The 15,765-nt window shown below is 44.5% G+C and carries 16 protein-coding genes; 8 read left to right on the top strand and 8 right to left on the bottom strand.

Annotated features, from left to right (window positions below):
• Window positions 1-7: 7 nt before the first annotated feature.
• Window positions 8-565 (bottom strand): GNAT family N-acetyltransferase, encoded by a 558-nt coding sequence (locus RGE70_RS02480; RefSeq protein ID WP_375087925.1) that lies wholly within the window; start codon window positions 563-565, stop codon window positions 8-10.
• Window positions 566-829: 264 nt separating this feature from the next.
• On the opposite strand from RGE70_RS02480, the gene RGE70_RS02475 reads away from it, so the two are divergent.
• Window positions 830-1,774 carry a nucleotidyl cyclase domain-containing protein gene (locus tag RGE70_RS02475; RefSeq protein WP_310469976.1) on the top strand — a complete coding sequence of 315 codons (945 nt, stop codon included), beginning with the start codon at window positions 830-832 and terminating at the stop codon, window positions 1,772-1,774.
• Here RGE70_RS02475 and RGE70_RS02470 read toward each other — a convergent pair.
• Window positions 1,771-1,986: a hypothetical protein gene (locus tag RGE70_RS02470; RefSeq protein WP_310469975.1), complete on the bottom strand. Its 216-nt coding sequence runs from the start codon at window positions 1,984-1,986 to the stop codon at window positions 1,771-1,773. The genes RGE70_RS02475 and RGE70_RS02470 overlap by 4 nt on opposite strands.
• Before the next feature lie 78 nt (window positions 1,987-2,064).
• Between RGE70_RS02470 and RGE70_RS02465 the strand changes: the two genes are divergently transcribed.
• Window positions 2,065-2,493 (top strand): META domain-containing protein, encoded by a 429-nt coding sequence (locus tag RGE70_RS02465; RefSeq protein ID WP_310469974.1) that lies wholly within the window; start codon window positions 2,065-2,067, stop codon window positions 2,491-2,493.
• Window positions 2,494-2,551: 58 nt separating this feature from the next.
• Here the strand turns inward: RGE70_RS02465 and RGE70_RS02460 are convergent, their stop codons facing one another.
• Both RGE70_RS02460 and RGE70_RS02455 read right to left on the bottom strand, forming a co-directional pair.
• Complete coding sequence (locus RGE70_RS02460; RefSeq protein WP_310469973.1) at window positions 2,552-3,850, bottom strand: dicarboxylate/amino acid:cation symporter; 1,299 nt, start codon at window positions 3,848-3,850, stop codon at window positions 2,552-2,554.
• A gap of 223 nt (window positions 3,851-4,073) precedes the next feature.
• Entirely contained in the window at window positions 4,074-4,364 is a 291-nt protein-coding gene (locus RGE70_RS02455; RefSeq protein WP_310469972.1) for a hypothetical protein, read from the bottom strand.
• A gap of 155 nt (window positions 4,365-4,519) precedes the next feature.
• Between RGE70_RS02455 and RGE70_RS02450 the strand changes: the two genes are divergently transcribed.
• Window positions 4,520-4,963: a GNAT family N-acetyltransferase gene (locus tag RGE70_RS02450; RefSeq protein WP_310469971.1), complete on the top strand. Its 444-nt coding sequence runs from the start codon at window positions 4,520-4,522 to the stop codon at window positions 4,961-4,963.
• Between the two features lie 119 nt (window positions 4,964-5,082).
• Here RGE70_RS02450 and RGE70_RS02445 read toward each other — a convergent pair whose 3' ends face one another.
• Both RGE70_RS02445 and RGE70_RS02440 read right to left on the bottom strand, forming a co-directional pair.
• Complete coding sequence (locus tag RGE70_RS02445; protein ID WP_310469970.1) at window positions 5,083-6,450, bottom strand: L-serine ammonia-lyase; 1,368 nt, start codon at window positions 6,448-6,450, stop codon at window positions 5,083-5,085.
• A gap of 55 nt (window positions 6,451-6,505) precedes the next feature.
• Complete coding sequence (locus RGE70_RS02440; RefSeq protein WP_310469969.1) at window positions 6,506-7,795, bottom strand: serine/threonine transporter; 1,290 nt, start codon at window positions 7,793-7,795, stop codon at window positions 6,506-6,508.
• A gap of 495 nt (window positions 7,796-8,290) precedes the next feature.
• On the opposite strand from RGE70_RS02440, the gene yjjX reads away from it, so the two are divergent.
• From yjjX to RGE70_RS02415, 5 genes are all read left to right on the top strand, one after another.
• A complete protein-coding gene (gene yjjX / locus RGE70_RS02435) occupies window positions 8,291-8,830 on the top strand; it encodes an inosine/xanthosine triphosphatase (RefSeq protein ID WP_310469968.1) in 540 nt (179 codons plus the stop codon).
• A 194-nt stretch (window positions 8,831-9,024) separates the two neighbouring features.
• On the top strand, window positions 9,025-9,942 hold the full coding sequence (locus tag RGE70_RS02430; protein ID WP_310469967.1) for a bifunctional helix-turn-helix transcriptional regulator/GNAT family N-acetyltransferase: 918 nt from the start codon (window positions 9,025-9,027) through the stop codon (window positions 9,940-9,942).
• A gap of 135 nt (window positions 9,943-10,077) precedes the next feature.
• The gene (locus tag RGE70_RS02425; protein WP_310469966.1) at window positions 10,078-11,121 is read left to right on the top strand and encodes an NADP(H)-dependent aldo-keto reductase; all 1,044 of its coding nucleotides are present in this window, start codon (window positions 10,078-10,080) and stop codon (window positions 11,119-11,121) included.
• Window positions 11,122-11,219: 98 nt separating this feature from the next.
• Entirely contained in the window at window positions 11,220-12,431 is a 1,212-nt protein-coding gene (locus RGE70_RS02420; RefSeq protein WP_310469965.1) for a cysteine desulfurase, read from the top strand.
• 91 nt (window positions 12,432-12,522) lie between these two features.
• The gene (locus RGE70_RS02415) at window positions 12,523-12,963 is read left to right on the top strand and encodes a SufE family protein (RefSeq protein ID WP_310469964.1); all 441 of its coding nucleotides are present in this window, start codon (window positions 12,523-12,525) and stop codon (window positions 12,961-12,963) included.
• Between the two features lie 62 nt (window positions 12,964-13,025).
• Here RGE70_RS02415 and RGE70_RS02410 read toward each other — a convergent pair whose 3' ends face one another.
• Together RGE70_RS02410 and RGE70_RS02405 are read right to left on the bottom strand one after the other, a co-directional pair.
• On the bottom strand, window positions 13,026-13,400 hold the full coding sequence (locus tag RGE70_RS02410; RefSeq protein ID WP_310469963.1) for a PH domain-containing protein: 375 nt from the start codon (window positions 13,398-13,400) through the stop codon (window positions 13,026-13,028).
• Between the two features lie 270 nt (window positions 13,401-13,670).
• Window positions 13,671-15,605 carry a peptidase U32 family protein gene (locus RGE70_RS02405; protein ID WP_310469962.1) on the bottom strand — a complete coding sequence of 645 codons (1,935 nt, stop codon included), beginning with the start codon at window positions 15,603-15,605 and terminating at the stop codon, window positions 13,671-13,673.
• Between the last annotated feature and the right edge of the window lie 160 nt (window positions 15,606-15,765).

The following is a 15,765-nucleotide window of genomic DNA, read 5'->3' as shown; positions in this document are numbered from 1 at the left end:
ACAGTCCTTAGAAATATGAGTCGGTAGTCGGCATGACAAGTAAATAATAGTCGCGCTCATCAAAACTGACAAAGTCAACAACTTGCATTTGTGCTTTACGCGTATGCGCGGCAAATGAGCCGGCATTATCTTCGGCGATAAAGGTCAACATATACGGCAAGTCGTTAGCCACTTCCTTTTTTATCCGCTTTACTAAGGCTTCAAAAATACCTTGGCCACGATAGGCAGCAGCAATCCAAATAGGTCCATACTGACAAGTATTAGTTTCTGTTAATTTCGCTCGCTCATAGTCAATTTTAGGTAGGCGCTTTAACAGGTGTCGATAGATTGGCCATTGCTTAAAGAAGGTCCACCGCCCCGCAAAGACATAACCGACGATTTGATTATTCAGCTCAGCAACCGCTATCCAATGCTGTTTGATCAGACTCGTTATATCGGTTTGACTGAACGATTGCCCATCCAAATTATTACCGCGCTGCTCGACAGATAATTCATCTTGCAGCTGACTTTGCTCTAGGGCCGCAAGCGCGGGAGCATCCGTCAATGTCGCCATGCGGATACTTATATCGTTATTCATCATATTACTAGCGTAAAAAACCTATTGATGGGGGCTATTGTAACAAGTTTATCGCGTTAAAAACGCGTTCAATAATCCTTGATTGCGCAAATGCTGCACCAGAGCAAGCGGGCGAATGAACGCCAAACTAAAACACACAAACATTTCACCAAATTAACATTTGTACAACACGCAAAACACAGTATAGTACTTCAATACTAACCAATGTTTTAACCTCTAGCTGCTAGGTAAAATTAACAAGCGAGTACATAAATGTTAGCCCCAAACATCAATCACAATAACTGGTTAACGGAACACGACCACCCTGCGGTGAGCCTACCAAAATGGCAACAGCAGGTAGAGATCCTGTGCGATTTGTATCACGCTAAAAATGCCTTAATTGTGCAGTGTACTGAGCAAAGCGCGCAGATTGTCTGTATTAACAAGCCAACAGACAGTGGTCTTAAAGTCGGCTTACAATTAGACAACTCATCTTTAATTAACGCCGTTATCGCTAGCAGCAGCTTTGGCACTAATACATTTAGCACCACCGAATTTGAAGACGCATTTAGTTGTTTTGCTCAAGTGTTAACTTTGCAGTTATCTTGGCCTGACGGTCGAGTATTTGGTTGTATTTTGATTGGCGATCCCAATACTGCACAGGCATCAGCGGCATCACTGATGGTGATAGAGTCCGTACGCTCTTTGGTCCAAAGTGAGCTAAAGCATGTATATTTAATGCAGCAGTTACAGCGCTTAAGGTTTCAAGACGAAACCACACAAATGCTAAACCCTTACGGATTTAGCCTAATGGCACCAAGGCAGTTAAGTTTAAGCCGCCGCTTTGGGTCCCACGCAGGCTTTTTAGTGTTAGAAATGCTCGACAACCCGCACCTGCGCACAGCGCCGCTTTCGCAAGCGCAAAAAGCGCGACTATTAGCACGTATTATTGCCGAAAGCCTGAGGGAAGCTGATATGTCAGCCAGAATAGATGAAAACCAATTCATCATCTTAGCGTTTATCGATAGTGAACTAAATTTAGAGACTTTAATTACTCGTCTAAAAAAGAAAATAAGCAAAGAAGCGAGTAAGATAAGTATTATTGTGGGTAAAAGCTTTTTTACGCCTGATGCCCAGCAGTCATTAGTACCGATGCAACAAGCAGCCGAAAATGATCTCGAGCAACAACGGGCACAGCTAGCAACTAAACCGTATTAATCGATGTTCTGTTTTTGCGCCCATTGCAAAAATAACGCAATCGGAAAAGGCGACATCAGTACCATGCCTAAACCAGCTAAACACGCAATCAACACCATACCGGTTACCTCCAATGCAATCTCAGTAAAGGAATATAAACCGGTGCTGCTCAATAACAGGCTAAAACCCAGCCAATGCATCCGTTTAAGTACAATAATTACATTTGTTTGCACTAGAAATCCCCTTTCACTAGCCATTTTTACGCTAGAATACCCGCAAGATATCGATATTAATCACTATGGGCTCGTAACATGATAAAACAATCCTTTATAACAGCCAGTTTGCTATTCGCTCTGACGGCCTGCCAGTCGACCGATCTAAGCCAGCAAACTCAAGTTAAGGATTTAGCCATTGAAGGTACATGGCATATTGAGGTCGCCAACGGCCAAGCTGTTATCGACTATAGCCCCGCAAAACTAACTTTTGAAGCAGAAGGTCAATTATCTGGCAACAATAGCTGTAATAACTTTTTTGGCCGTTATGCGTTATCAGGCAATTCGTTGCAATTACAACCTGCAGGGTACACCAGAAAAGCTTGTGTCGAGGCGTTAATGGCACAAGAGCAGCAAGTTATGCAAACGATGCACAATGTTACTCAAGCAGCGTTAACTAAGGGCAAGTTATTGCTGCAAGATGTAGATGATAAAACGCTACTCGTGCTAAGCAAAACGACTAAGTAGCCTGCTATAGATAATAAAAAACCGCCAAAAGGCGGTTTTTTATTATTAACTAATAGCCCTATGACTCTAGCTTCTCCGCCATTTTCGCACTTTCTTTCGCACCTGCGTTGTAATGGTCTACGTTGAGTTCACCTTCTGATTTAGCAATAACAGTCGTTGCCACCAAATCACCTGACACATTAACCGCCGTGCGCGCCATATCAAGTACGCGGTCAATCCCCGCAATTAATGCCACGCCTTCTAATGGTAAACCCACCGTCGTTAGCACTAATGTCAACATAACTAGCCCCGCCCCCGGTACACCAGCGGTACCAATAGAGGCTAACGTTGCAGTTAAAATAATCGTAGTGTAATCAACCCACGTTAAATCAATACCAAACGCTTGTGCCACAAACAATGCTGTAACACCTTGGTACAGTGCGGTGCCATCCATATTAATAGTGGTTCCCAGAGGTAATACAAAGCTAGATATTTTTTTATTTACCCCCAAATATTCGTTGGCGCATTTCATACTGGCAGGCAAGGTCCCAGCCGAGCTTGAAGTGGTAAACGCCACAGCTATCGCATTACTAATCCCTTTGAAAAACTGAACCGGGTTCAACTTAGAAAACGCAGTTAACACTATGCTATAGAAGCCCAAAATATGGATAAGGCAACCGATATATACTGCAACGACAACTTTGATCAATGGCAATAACATCCCAATGCCATACTCGCCAGCTACCCAAGCCATTAAACCAAATACGCCGTAAGGGGCAAGTTTCATAACCATGTCGGTCAGTTTATACATAGCTTCAGCTAAGCTTTCAAAGACTTCAATAGCAGGTTTACCGCGTTCACCAATCAGCACTAAAGCTATCCCCAACGCCACAGCAAACACAATCACTTGCAAAATTTGCCCACTCGCTAACGCAGCAACGGGGTTAGTAGGAATAATATTAATCAGCGTTTCCATCACCGATGGTGCCGCTTTGGCCACCATATCCGATGGTTCTGCAATCATATTAAGACCTTGACCTGGCTTTAAAAAATAGCCAACAGCTAACCCGATAGAAATCGCTATAGATGTGGTTCCAAGATAAAATGCAAACGACTTAAAACCAATACGCCCCATTCTGGCGGTATCTTGCATCGAGGTAACGCCCACGATTAACGAGCAAAAGACCAACGGCACAATTAACATTTTAATGGTATTTACAAACAAGGTGCCAATGGGCTTTAACGCCGTTGCCTGCTCACCGGCAGCAACCCCGGTTAAAATGCCCAGCAGCATACCAATCAGAATTTGCAACCACAATGGAACAGACATCCAGCTTGACCACACTTTACTGAAAAGTGAGGGTTGTTGTTTTGACATAGTTAAACCTTGCAACAGAATAGGAAAGACAGCCACCAACTTGCGTCAGTTGCCTAAAAAATAACGTAGTATTTTAGCATGTGCTGGTAAACACAGGGATGATCCAAGTCACGGTGAAACAATCGATATCATTTAGCAGCAGCGCCTCATGACCAAACTCAAGTTTGTCATGTAACAGACTCAATATTCACAATTAGTATACCGATAAGTGGAGGGCTGCAAGTTAGGCATCCAATTGAGTTTCCTTGCCCTTTTTACCCCCAAAACGCATTGGGTATAAAGCTGCAGGCGGTTGTTCGCGCTCTATTAAGTAACTCCAATACGCTTCATCAAATCGAGTAAACAGCTGTTTGTGTTTACCCTCTGATCGTAAGATCAACCACCACCAAACAACTCCCCAAAGCCCAAATGTTAGTAATGTGGCTATAAAATGGCGCAGGTGATTAATCGGCTTTAAAGCAGGATCCGTTTGCTTATTGTCAGTATCATATTTAGCTTCACGAGACTCAGGCATGTTACACATCCAGACCTCTGCAGTAAAAAACGGTTAGAAAAGTGTAGCAGAGTTAGACTTTAGTCGAATGAAATTGGCTCGCGAAAATAAATTTTTTACCACCATACAACCAAGCCACATGCTAAAGTAACTGAAAAAAAAGGGGATATAGCGCTATGAAAATTCGTCAAGGCCAAGCAGCCGATCTACAAGCACTGGTTGCCTTTAACCAAGCCATGGCTTTAGAAACCGAGAACCTATTACTGGATGCAGAAATACTAACGAAAGGAGTGAATGCGCTGCTCACCTCACCTGCAAAAGGCTTTTACTTAGTCGCTGAGGTCGATGGTGAAATAGCGGGGTCATTAATGGTGACTTTTGAATGGAGCGATTGGCGCGCAAAAAACTATTACTGGATCCAAAGTGTCTATATTCGCCCAGAAAACCGTCGCCAAGGGGTGTATAAAAAACTCTACCAAACGGTTAAAGATATTGCCGCTGAGCAAGGTGGAGCTGCCAGCTTTAGACTATATGTCGAACAAGACAACACTAAAGCACAGCAAACCTATAGTAACCTCGGTATGGAGCAAAGTTACTACTTAATGTATGAACAAAAGTAGCTAACTGTTGAAGTGAGACACCAAGCTCTGGTAAATAAATACAAAGACGCCAGCTAAATAAAAGGCCATCAATTGATGGCCTTTTTTGATAGTGAATTAACAACAACACGCAGCAGCGACTAGCCACAAATACTCGTCACTTTAATGGCAAGACCACCTTGACTGGTTTCACGGTACTTAACATGCATATCTTTACCTGTTTCGTACATGGTCGCGATAACTTTATCTAGGCTAACTTTCGGCTTACAGTTACGGCGCATGGCCATACGTGACGAGTTAATTGCCTTAACTGCTGCAATCGCATTTCGCTCAATACACGGTACTTGCACTTGGCCACCAACCGGATCACATGTCAGACCCAAGTTATGCTCCATGCCAATTTCGGCCGCCATACACACTTGCGCCGCATTACCGCCCATTATTTCAGCAAGGCCAGCAGCAGCCATAGAACATGCCACTCCAACTTCACCCTGACAGCCAACCTCGGCGCCAGAAATTGACGCGTTACGCTTGTATAACGAACCAATAGCCGCCGCAGTTAAAAAGAAACGAGTGTATTCTTGCTCTCCTACCGGTTTGATAAACTTATCGTAATAAGCTAATACTGCAGGAATAATGCCTGCAGCGCCATTAGTCGGTGACGTCACCACTCGGCCACCAGCGGCATTTTCTTCGCTCACCGCCATTGCAAACACATTAATCCAATCAACCACTTCCATTGGATCTTGTGATAATCGCTCACCGGTTAACAACTGTCGATAAAGCGCAGGCGCTCGGCGTGGAACGCGTAACGGCCCAGATAACAAACCTTCTGTCTGGCAACCTTTTTCAATTGCCGCATGCATGGTCTGCCACACATCACCAAAGCCTTGATAGATATCTTTTTCGCTATTAAATGCGAGTTCATTTTTGAACATTATTGCGCTAATACTTAAGCCGGTATCATCACAAATGGCCAATAACTCATCGGCAAAATGGTATGGGTATGGCACCTCAACAGGGCTAGTTGCTGGTTGGCCAAACTGCGCTTCTTCTACAATAAAACCGCCGCCAATGGAGTAGTAGGTGTTACTCATGACATTGTCATCACCCACAAACGCATGAATTTTCATACCATTTTCATGCATTGGCAACGCGTAATCGTGAAACACTACCGCATCTAAACCAAAATCAACTAAGCGCTGTTCATCGCCCATAGGTAACTGTTTAGTGAGCTCAACCTGGGCAATAAAATCTGCAATGCCGTCTATATCGACCTTTTCAGGGGTGTTACCCCCTAAGCCCATAATGATAGCGATATCGGTATGATGCCCCTTGCCTGTCAACGACAATGAACCAAAAATTTCAACACTTAAACGTGTCACAGCATCGAACTGGCCAGCTTGGCGTAAATCGTCAATAAACTCTTTTGCGGCCTTCATCGGCCCTACGGTATGAGAGCTTGATGGACCCACACCTATTTTAAAAATATCAAATGCGCTAAACATGGTGTCACCTAAGGGAAATTAAGGGCTAAGCTACCTTAGCCCTAGGTCAATCAAATTAAGACAGTAAACCAAACAAAATAGCTGTCATTGATAGCAAGCCTGCAATCACGACAAAAATGTTACTTAAACGACCACGGTATGGCGCTAAAGCAGGCACTTTATGAATGGCGTACATTGGCATAAGGTAAAGGATTGCCGCAATAATTGGCCCACCTAACGCTTCAATCATGTTCAAAATATTCGGGTTAATAACCGCAACAGCCCAAATAGAGAAGAACATGAAAGCCAAAACAAACTTATTAAGTTTCTTGTCTGAGACCGTTTTATTGTTCGAGCGCAGCTGCTTACTAATAATGCCTTTCATGCCTTCGGTAGCTCCCATGTAATGGCCGAAGAACGAAGAAATAATGGCTACAAAAGCGATAACTGGACCAAAGTAGCTCACAAAACCACTGTCATGCTCGTTGGCTAAGTACGACAAAATTGGCAAGTTATTAGATTTGGCTTCGGCCAGTTGCGCTGGCGACAGCGACAAAACGCAAGAGAAAACGAAGAACATTACAAACCCAACTAACATCATGGTGGTGTTACGTAAAATTGAGTCTGCTTTACGAGATGCATGTTGGCCATGTTCACGCTTTAATGCCACAGAGAACTGTGAAATCGCTGGTGAATGGTTAAAAGCAAAAATAAGTACAGGAATGGTTAACCACACCGTACCTAAAAATGCGCCAGTACTTGGCACGACATTAAGCGCGTCCATTTTCCAATCAGGGATCAGGTAAAAAGACATAAACGCCAAAATAGCCACTAACGGATAAACTAGTAGCTGAGTCACTTTAAGCATGAATTTCTCACCCGCAACCATTACCGACATCATCGCGACAATCAGTGCGCCCGACAGCAAAATACGTGGTGGCGACGCCATATCTAGCTGGTTAACGATAAAGCTATCAACGGTGTTGGTGATCCCAACGCCATAAATTAATACGATGGGGTAGATGGCAAAAAAGTACAGCAAGGTAATCGCTTTACCTGCTTTTACGCCAAAATGCTCTTCAACCACGTCGGTAATGTCGCTACCGGGCTTGCTTGATGAACACACAAAGCGCGACAAGCCGCGGTGAGCAAGGTATGTCATAGGGCCAATAATGGCAGCCATTAATACCAATGGCCAAAAACCACCCATACCAGCATTAATCGGTAAAAATAGAATTCCGGCACCGACAGCTGTACCAAATAAACTCAACATCCAAGTGGTATCTTGTCGTGTCCAAGCAAGCGGTGCAGTTGAATCAAGGTGTGCTTGCTGCGCACCTTGCGTATTGATCGCGTCTTTTTGCATTAGTGTTACCTTAATGGTGTGGTTAAGCACCAATAAATTTTATCTAGGAAGTAATTTCGCGCTTAAGGTAAAGCTAATGTAGGGGTTAAAAATTGATCTGAGTTCACATTCTGTCATTGAATTTCATAATATGCCGATAACGGGATCTGGCTCACTTAATGAATGTAATAAATTTTCAAAAAACACCCACAAGCGCAACCAATTTGAACCGCAAGTTAACAGCGTTTTCACCTTATTCATTAAATGCTGATATTCATCTCATGCACTGCAAAGCACCAAACCCAACCCAGATCACAACAATCGCAAAATGGTGACCCTGCTCTGCGCACCAATTACCAATACTGAGCTAGTTCGCGCTTTTATTTGCGTCAATTTGTAAATGTTTTTAGTTAATTTAATGATTTATATCGATAACTTGGTTTAGACTATTTTACTATCGCGTTAGTAAGCGCAGCTATCATTTATCAATCGACACCTATTAAAGAAGCAATACAGATGACAAACGTTATTCGAGTCATTGTCGGCTCTAAAAACCCGGTAAAAGTGGGCGCAGTACAACAAGCCTTAACGACCTTATTTCCTGAGCAAAAAATTGAATGCGAAGGCGTGCATGCTCCGTCGCTTGTTGCCGAGCAACCTATGACAGAAACTGCCACCCAAGCAGGTGCCATTAACCGGGTAAAATACTGCCAGAGCAACTATAACGCACACTACTACTTCGCGATGGAAGGCGGCGTAGATTTATTTGACCATGGCCCAGCAACATTTGCTTATATTGCCATTGCTTACCAAGATCAAGTTAGTGTTGGCCGCAGCGCACTATTGCCGCTCCCCATGCTGGTATACCAAGCGCTAACGCAAGGCGAAGAGCTTGGCAATGTAATGGACCGCATGTTTAACACCGTTAATATTAAGCAGCAAGGTGGCGCAATCAGCCTGCTCACCAACGGTCATGCAACTCGGCAAAGTATCTACACCCAAGCTATCATTCTAGCTATGGCCCCAATGCTAAACCCAGAGCTATATCGCTGCTAAAATTAAATCCATGCGCCGCGAAATATTGTATTCGTGGCGCAATAATTCATAAAAGCGATGGCTCTACGTGTTTCTAGAGCACTGCCACAACATTAGCTATAACTTCATAATCACAAGCAAATACACTTGATTTTGCCATTTAGTCACCGTAAATTAGTTGTTACTCGCAACCAAAATACCTAATTTATTCATCTATGCCTTGTCAAACATCTAAATTACGCCGCCTGTCCAGACAGCTTATCCGCCAATTAGGTTTATTACATACCACGAACGACAACCAGCTATTATCTCCAGTACAAGCGCATACACTGATTGAATTAGGTCAGCATTCATATTCGATAAAGCAATTAGCTGAAATGCTTAACATAGACAAGTCTAACGCCAGTCGAGCAGTGAGTAAGTTAATCGAGAAAGGGTTAGCTAAAACTAGCGCCAACCCAAAAGACAACCGTAGTTTAATGGTGCATTTAACGACGAAAGGTAGGCAACAGCAACGCAAGCTCGATGAGCGACAAAATCAGCAGTTTAGCGAAATTATGGCACAGCTCCCGCAAGAGCAAATCAGTCAAATAGAGTCTTCACTAAGCCACTACAATAAAGCCGTTAAGCGCGCTAAAACACAAACCGGCTACCACATCAGAACCATTACCGCCGAAGATAATGCCGCAATAGCGCAGATCATACGCGAGGTGTCAGCCGAATACGGCCTCACCGCAGACAAAGGCTATGGCGTAGCCGACCCAACGCTCGATAGCCTCAGCGAGGTGTATACTGCCGATAACGCCTGCTACTGGGTCGTTGAACATCAAGGCCAAATTTTAGGTGGCGGCGGCATTGCACCACTAAGCAATCAACCAGGTGTGTGTGAACTGCAAAAAATGTATTTCTTGCCAGCACTGCGCGGTAAAGGGCTCGCAAGGCGGCTCGCCATTCAAGCTTTCAACTTTGCCACCACGCAAGGTTTTAGCGCCTGCTACCTTGAAACCACAGCCAATTTAATTGAAGCCATCGCCCTCTATGAGTCGCTGGAATTTCAACATTTAGCAGCACCTTTAGGCAATACCGGTCATGATGCTTGTGAAATTTGCATGTTGCTTAAACTCAATTCGTAACCAAGCTAAAGGCGTAACCACTCATTGTAAAAATGAGTGTTTTTTATATGCCTAGATGAGACATAAATAACTAGTTTTAATATAAAAATATTGTTAAGTTCAAGCTGACTAGTCTTTCACAAAGTGGGTTGAATTATGCAATACACACGTCTGCCACACTCAAGCTTAGACATTAGTAAAATGTGTTTAGGCACCATGACATGGGGCGAGCAAAACACGCAAGCTCAAGCCTTTGAACAACTTGATTACGCGATTGGTCAAGGGATTAACTTTATCGATACCGCCGAGATGTATCCTGTGCCACCAACTGCTGGCACCCAAGGCGCAACCGAAGTCATTCTCGGCAATTACCTCAAGCAACGAGGTAACCGAGACGAGCTAATTATTGCCAGTAAGGTCTCAGGCCCGGGCGGTAAAAACGACTATATCCGCCCCAATATGGCGCTCGATTGGCGCAATATTCATGCCGCTGTAGATGCTTCGCTGCAACGCTTACAACTCGACACAATCGACCTTTATCAGGTGCACTGGCCTGATCGTAACAGCAATTTTTTTGGCGAACTTAACTATAAGCAACAAGATGAAAATGAACAGCTAACGCCCATCATCGACACCCTCGAAGCACTCGCTTCGCTCGTCAGTGCCGGAAAAATTCGCTATATAGGTATCTCTAACGAAACCCCTTGGGGCTTTATGAAGTACCTACAGCTGGCCGAAAAACACGGTTTACCCAAAATTGTCTCTGTGCAAAACCCTTACAACCTGCTAAATCGTAGCTACGAAGTAGCAATGGCCGAAATAAGCCACCGCGAAGAAGTGCCGTTACTAGCCTATTCACCACTCGCCTTTGGAACCTTGTCGGGTAAATACCTTAACGACCAATGGCCAGAAGGGGCACGTCTAACATTATATAAACGCTTTGCCCGTTACACTGGCAACCAAAATGCCTTAGCGGCGACACAAGCCTATGTTGAGCTGGCACGAGAGTTCAACATGAGCCCAGCCCAAATGGCACTTGCATTTGTTAACGCTCAAAAATTTGTTGGCGCCAACATCATCGGTGCCACCAGCCTTGAGCAGCTAAAACAGAATATCGACAGCATCAATTGCAGTATTTCGCCTGAACTCATGCTTAGGCTCGATGAGTTAGCGCAACAATATTGCCTACCCTGCCCTTAGTATCTAGGCTATATCAAGCTTAAGCCTTGCATTAGGCGCGGAGATCTTACAAGATCTCAGCGCCTTTTATTTTTGCTTGATAAACTCGGATCAGATTAATGGATCACTCAACGTTACGGTCACAATTTCCTGCGCTGGCTCAGTCTAACGACGGCTACCCACTGTGCTACTTAGACACCGCTGCCACCAGCCAAAAACCGCAACTCGTGATTGATGCCATGAATCACTATTATCAGCACGACAACGCCAATGTGCACCGCGCAGCGCATCAGCTATCGGCGCGCGCAACAACACAATATGAGGCCGTACGTGACCAGTTACGCCAATTTATAAATGCGTCGCGCCGTGAAGAAATTATATTTACTCATGGCACCACCGAGGCCATTAATATGGTTGCCAATGGGCTTGCGGGGCAGATCAAACCAGGCGCACTGATTTTAATTGATACCGCCGCGCATCACGCCAACATCGTGCCATGGCAAGAGCTGGCCAAACGCACTGGCGCACTAATCAAACCCATACCACTGACCGCAGACTGCCGCCTCGACACTGCCGCTTATGACGCTCTGCTGCGTATGCAGCCAGCCATCGTAGCCTTGAGCCATGTGTCCAATGTGCTGGGCACGGTAAACCCGGTCACAGAACTCGTTGCTAAAGCCAAGCAAGCCGGCGCCATCACCTTGGTCGACGGTGCTCAAGCCATTGCGCATATGCACGTTGATGTACAGAGTATTGATTGCGATTTTTACGTTTTTTCGGGCCATAAGATGTACGGTCCAACAGGCATTGGCGTACTTTACGGCCGCTATAAATCACTCGACAGCCTGAGCCCGCTAATCACCGGCGGCGAAATGATCAAAACAGTGAGCTTTGAAAACACCGTATTTAATCCGTTACCTAACCGCCTTGAAGCTGGCACGCCACCCATAGCAGAAGTGATCGGCCTTGGCGCAGCCATTGACTTTATTAACGACTTACCAAGTGCCCAAACCCACAATAACGAGCAAGCATTAATGGTTTATCTACAGCAGTCACTCACAGCCTTAGGCGATATCGAACTCTATGGTGCCCATGCTGATAACCTCGGCGCAGTCGCTTTTAACCTTACCGGTGAGCATCACCAAGATGTAGGCATTTTATTAGATCAGCAAGGAATTGCGGTGCGCTGTGGCCATCACTGCGCCATGCCACTAATGCAAAGCCTACAGCTCAAAGGCTGTTGCCGCGCCTCGATTGGGGTTTATACCCATAAAGCCGATATTGATCGCTTTATCGCCGCAATGCAGTCAGTTAAAGAGTTACTCTTGTAATATTTATCGCTGCACTGTTTAAATCACTCTAAGCTTTACCAGTATGGTTACCACAGGTAGCCATCACACATATAGAACAATTAGGTTATTTATGAATCCGCAATCCCAGCCAACATCAGCGCAATTTTTAGCGTTAACGCTCGACGCATCCAGCACGCTGGCGCTGTTTGAACAGGCCAGTAATTGGCAAGAGCGATACCGACAAATTATGTTATTGGGTAAAGCGTTACCTAAGCTTGATGAGCATTTCAAAGTAGAAACGGCGCAAGTGCGTGGCTGTGAAAGTAATGCTTGGCTGTATCATAGCCAAATAGACGGGCTAAACTATTTTCTGGCAGACAGCGACGCCCGTGTTGTAAAAGGGCTAACTACACTGTTATTGATGGCCTGTAATGGTAAAAGTAGCGCCGATATCGCCCGTTTTGACCCCAACAGTTATTTTAAAATGTTAGGTCTAGAGGGCCAACTAAGCCCCTCTCGCACCAATGGCTTGCTAGCGTTAGCAACCGCGATTAAAAGCCATAGCCAATAATCGTCTTCGCCAACAACTCAATATGTTAGCAAGGCCGATATTCGGTCTTGCTGCGCAACCAATTACAACGATAAGTTAGCAATCGTTTTTTGGATCCCCACCACATCAGTGCCTCTTTTTAGCTCTTTAACTAACGGCTCTTTTTGCCCAGAGATCCAAAGCTTTAGTTCAGCATCCATATCAAAGGTGCCAGCGGTTTCAACTTCAAAATGGGTAATCGCTTTATAAGGCACTGAGTGATAGCTCACTTTCTTACCCGTTACCCCTTGTTTGTCGATTAAAATAAGTCGCTTATTGGTAAACACAAACATGTCGCGTACCACTTTGTACGCCAAATTCAATGATTCGTTATCGGCCATAATTGGGGCAAGTTCTTGCGCCAACTCTTCAAGATCAACTTCAGAGGCGTTACCCATTAATGAATCTAACAATCCCATTTTTATTATCCTTAATAATGATGTCACTTAGCTTTGATTGCACTTTAGTTGCCCACTATGGTCACAGGCAGACATTGACTACAGCATAATCAGCGCCAAAATCCAATACAAAGTACCGATATAATTCAAGCATGTTTTAGGCTTATGTTAAACATGCCGTAATAAAATTTTAACTGCTAAGCCATTGGCAAGCTTATAAAATGCTAACAACCGCCACAAAAAAAGCGCCAAATAAGGCGCTTTGTTATGGTGCTAATGTCATTCACTGTATCATTCAGCACGGACTTGTCTGTTTTCACCAACCACTAGCATTTCACATTTAGGGCAATCGAAAACCAGTTTTAATACATCTTTGCCTATTTCTAATACCATTGGTTCGGCCTTAATACCGGGTACTTCTTTAGGACACAAATTAAAATTAAACCGCAAACAATGTTTGGTCACCATTAACGGGACATCTTCTGTAACGCCATTTTTTTCGTAGGTATCTTGAATTTCAATTACCCCGTGGCGCTGATAAAAATCTTTAGCTTTATCGTTTGCTACGTTACCTAAATAACTCAAGTGTTTAACCGGGTACACGGCTTCTTGATTGTACTTCCACGCTTTAGGTCGTTGGTAGTCATTCACTCGAGCCTGCTGTAATGCCGCAACGGTATCGCGGCGCAAACCGTTTAGCACCGAGGTAGGAATAAACCAAGTTTGCGCCGTTTCAATACTAATACTGCGGGCGCTAAAGTCAGTGCTGCCAAGTTTACCCAGTTGTTTGCGCAAGCCTTTTACGGCTTTGTCGACATCCGTTGCCGGCGTTTTTTCAACAACTAGCGATTGCACCGCGCTATGACCATGAACGTCGGTCATGGTTAGTGATATACCATCAGCTGTATCAGCCAATACAATATCCACGTCAATAACGCGCTTGGCTGATTCTTTGGCTAATACTGTTTCAAATGCTTGGTTATGGTTGCGGTAAATGGTCATGCCCACTTTGAGCTCTTTTGGCATTCGCAACACAAACAACTTCAGACCGTCGGCACGGTTAACTCGCATGCCTTTAATTTTATCGTCAGACTGTTTAGCCTCGGCAAAATCACTCGGGAAAAAGCACAAACCATCGCCATTATTAAAACTCTCTGTTGAGCTAACTTCAATAAAGTCGTTGCCAATGCGCGTTACTACAGCAACTTCTTCACCGATATATTTAGGCGACCGAAAGTCATTCATACCTTGGCTGCGCTCATGCACAAAGTAGTCGGTTTTACCGCGGTTAAATGTTTTTTCAGGATCGGGACTAAAGCTGTGCTCACAACGACCATGGGATGACGCAGTAAATTCTGGACGTTGGGCAATAATCTTATCAAGCGCTTGGCGATAATGCGCAGTTACGTTCTTAACATAACTGAGATCTTTAAGACGGCCTTCAATTTTAAATGAACGCACGCCAGCATCGATTAAGGCTTCGAGATTGTCGGTTTGATTGTTATCTTTTAATGATAATAAGTGTTCATTTTGTGCCAGCACTTCGCCTTGACGCGTTTTTAAATCTCCCGGCAAACGACATAACTGCGAGCATTCGCCACGGTTAGCACTGCGGTTACTAAATGAGTGGCTTAAGTTACATAAGCCGCTATACGCTACGCACAATGCACCATGAATAAAGAACTCTATTTGCATGTTCGTTTTACTGGCAACATCGCGAATTTGGCTTAAGCCCAGCTCGCGAGCAAGTACCACTTGCGAGAAGCCTACCTGCTCTAAAAAAGCCACTTTTTCAGGGTTACGGTTATCCATTTGCGTGCTGGCATGCAAAGCAATTGGCGGCAGGTCTAACTGCAACACTCCCATATCTTGCACAATTAGCGCATCGGCTCCGGCTTCATAAACTTGCCAAATAAGCTGCTGCGCCGCCTCTAGTTCGTCATCCATTAAAATGGTATTAACTGCCACAAACACTTGCGCATGATACTGGTGGGCAAAGGTACATAATCGAGCAATGTCTTCAACGCTGTTGCCTGCGCTAGCGCGAGCACCAAAAGAGGGTCCACCAATATAGACCGCATCGGCACCATGACGAATAGCTTCAATACCAAAGTCGGCATTTTTAGCCGGCGCTAACAACTCAAGACGATTAGAGTGGGTCGCTAAGGGCGGCAATTGCGCGCTATCGGATTTGTCATTAGGTCTAAAGGTGCCAACATTGCTCATATAAATCACTCAAATAAGAAAACACGATCATTTTGGGCGAAGATTATAGCAAAGACTCCGATTTGGCGTTAGCTAATATAGTCAGGTTCGGCCTGTTTGCGCCAAGCTGCGGGTGTTTGCTCTAGGTGCTTAACCTAAGTGCCTGACCAGTAGCGCGCAG

Origin of the sequence: Shewanella youngdeokensis (assembly GCF_033180165.1) — a bacterium.
Classification (GTDB): domain Bacteria; phylum Pseudomonadota; class Gammaproteobacteria; order Enterobacterales; family Shewanellaceae; genus Shewanella; species Shewanella youngdeokensis.
The sequence above is the reverse complement of the archived record's forward strand: the minus strand, read 5'-3'. Positions and strand labels throughout refer to the sequence as shown.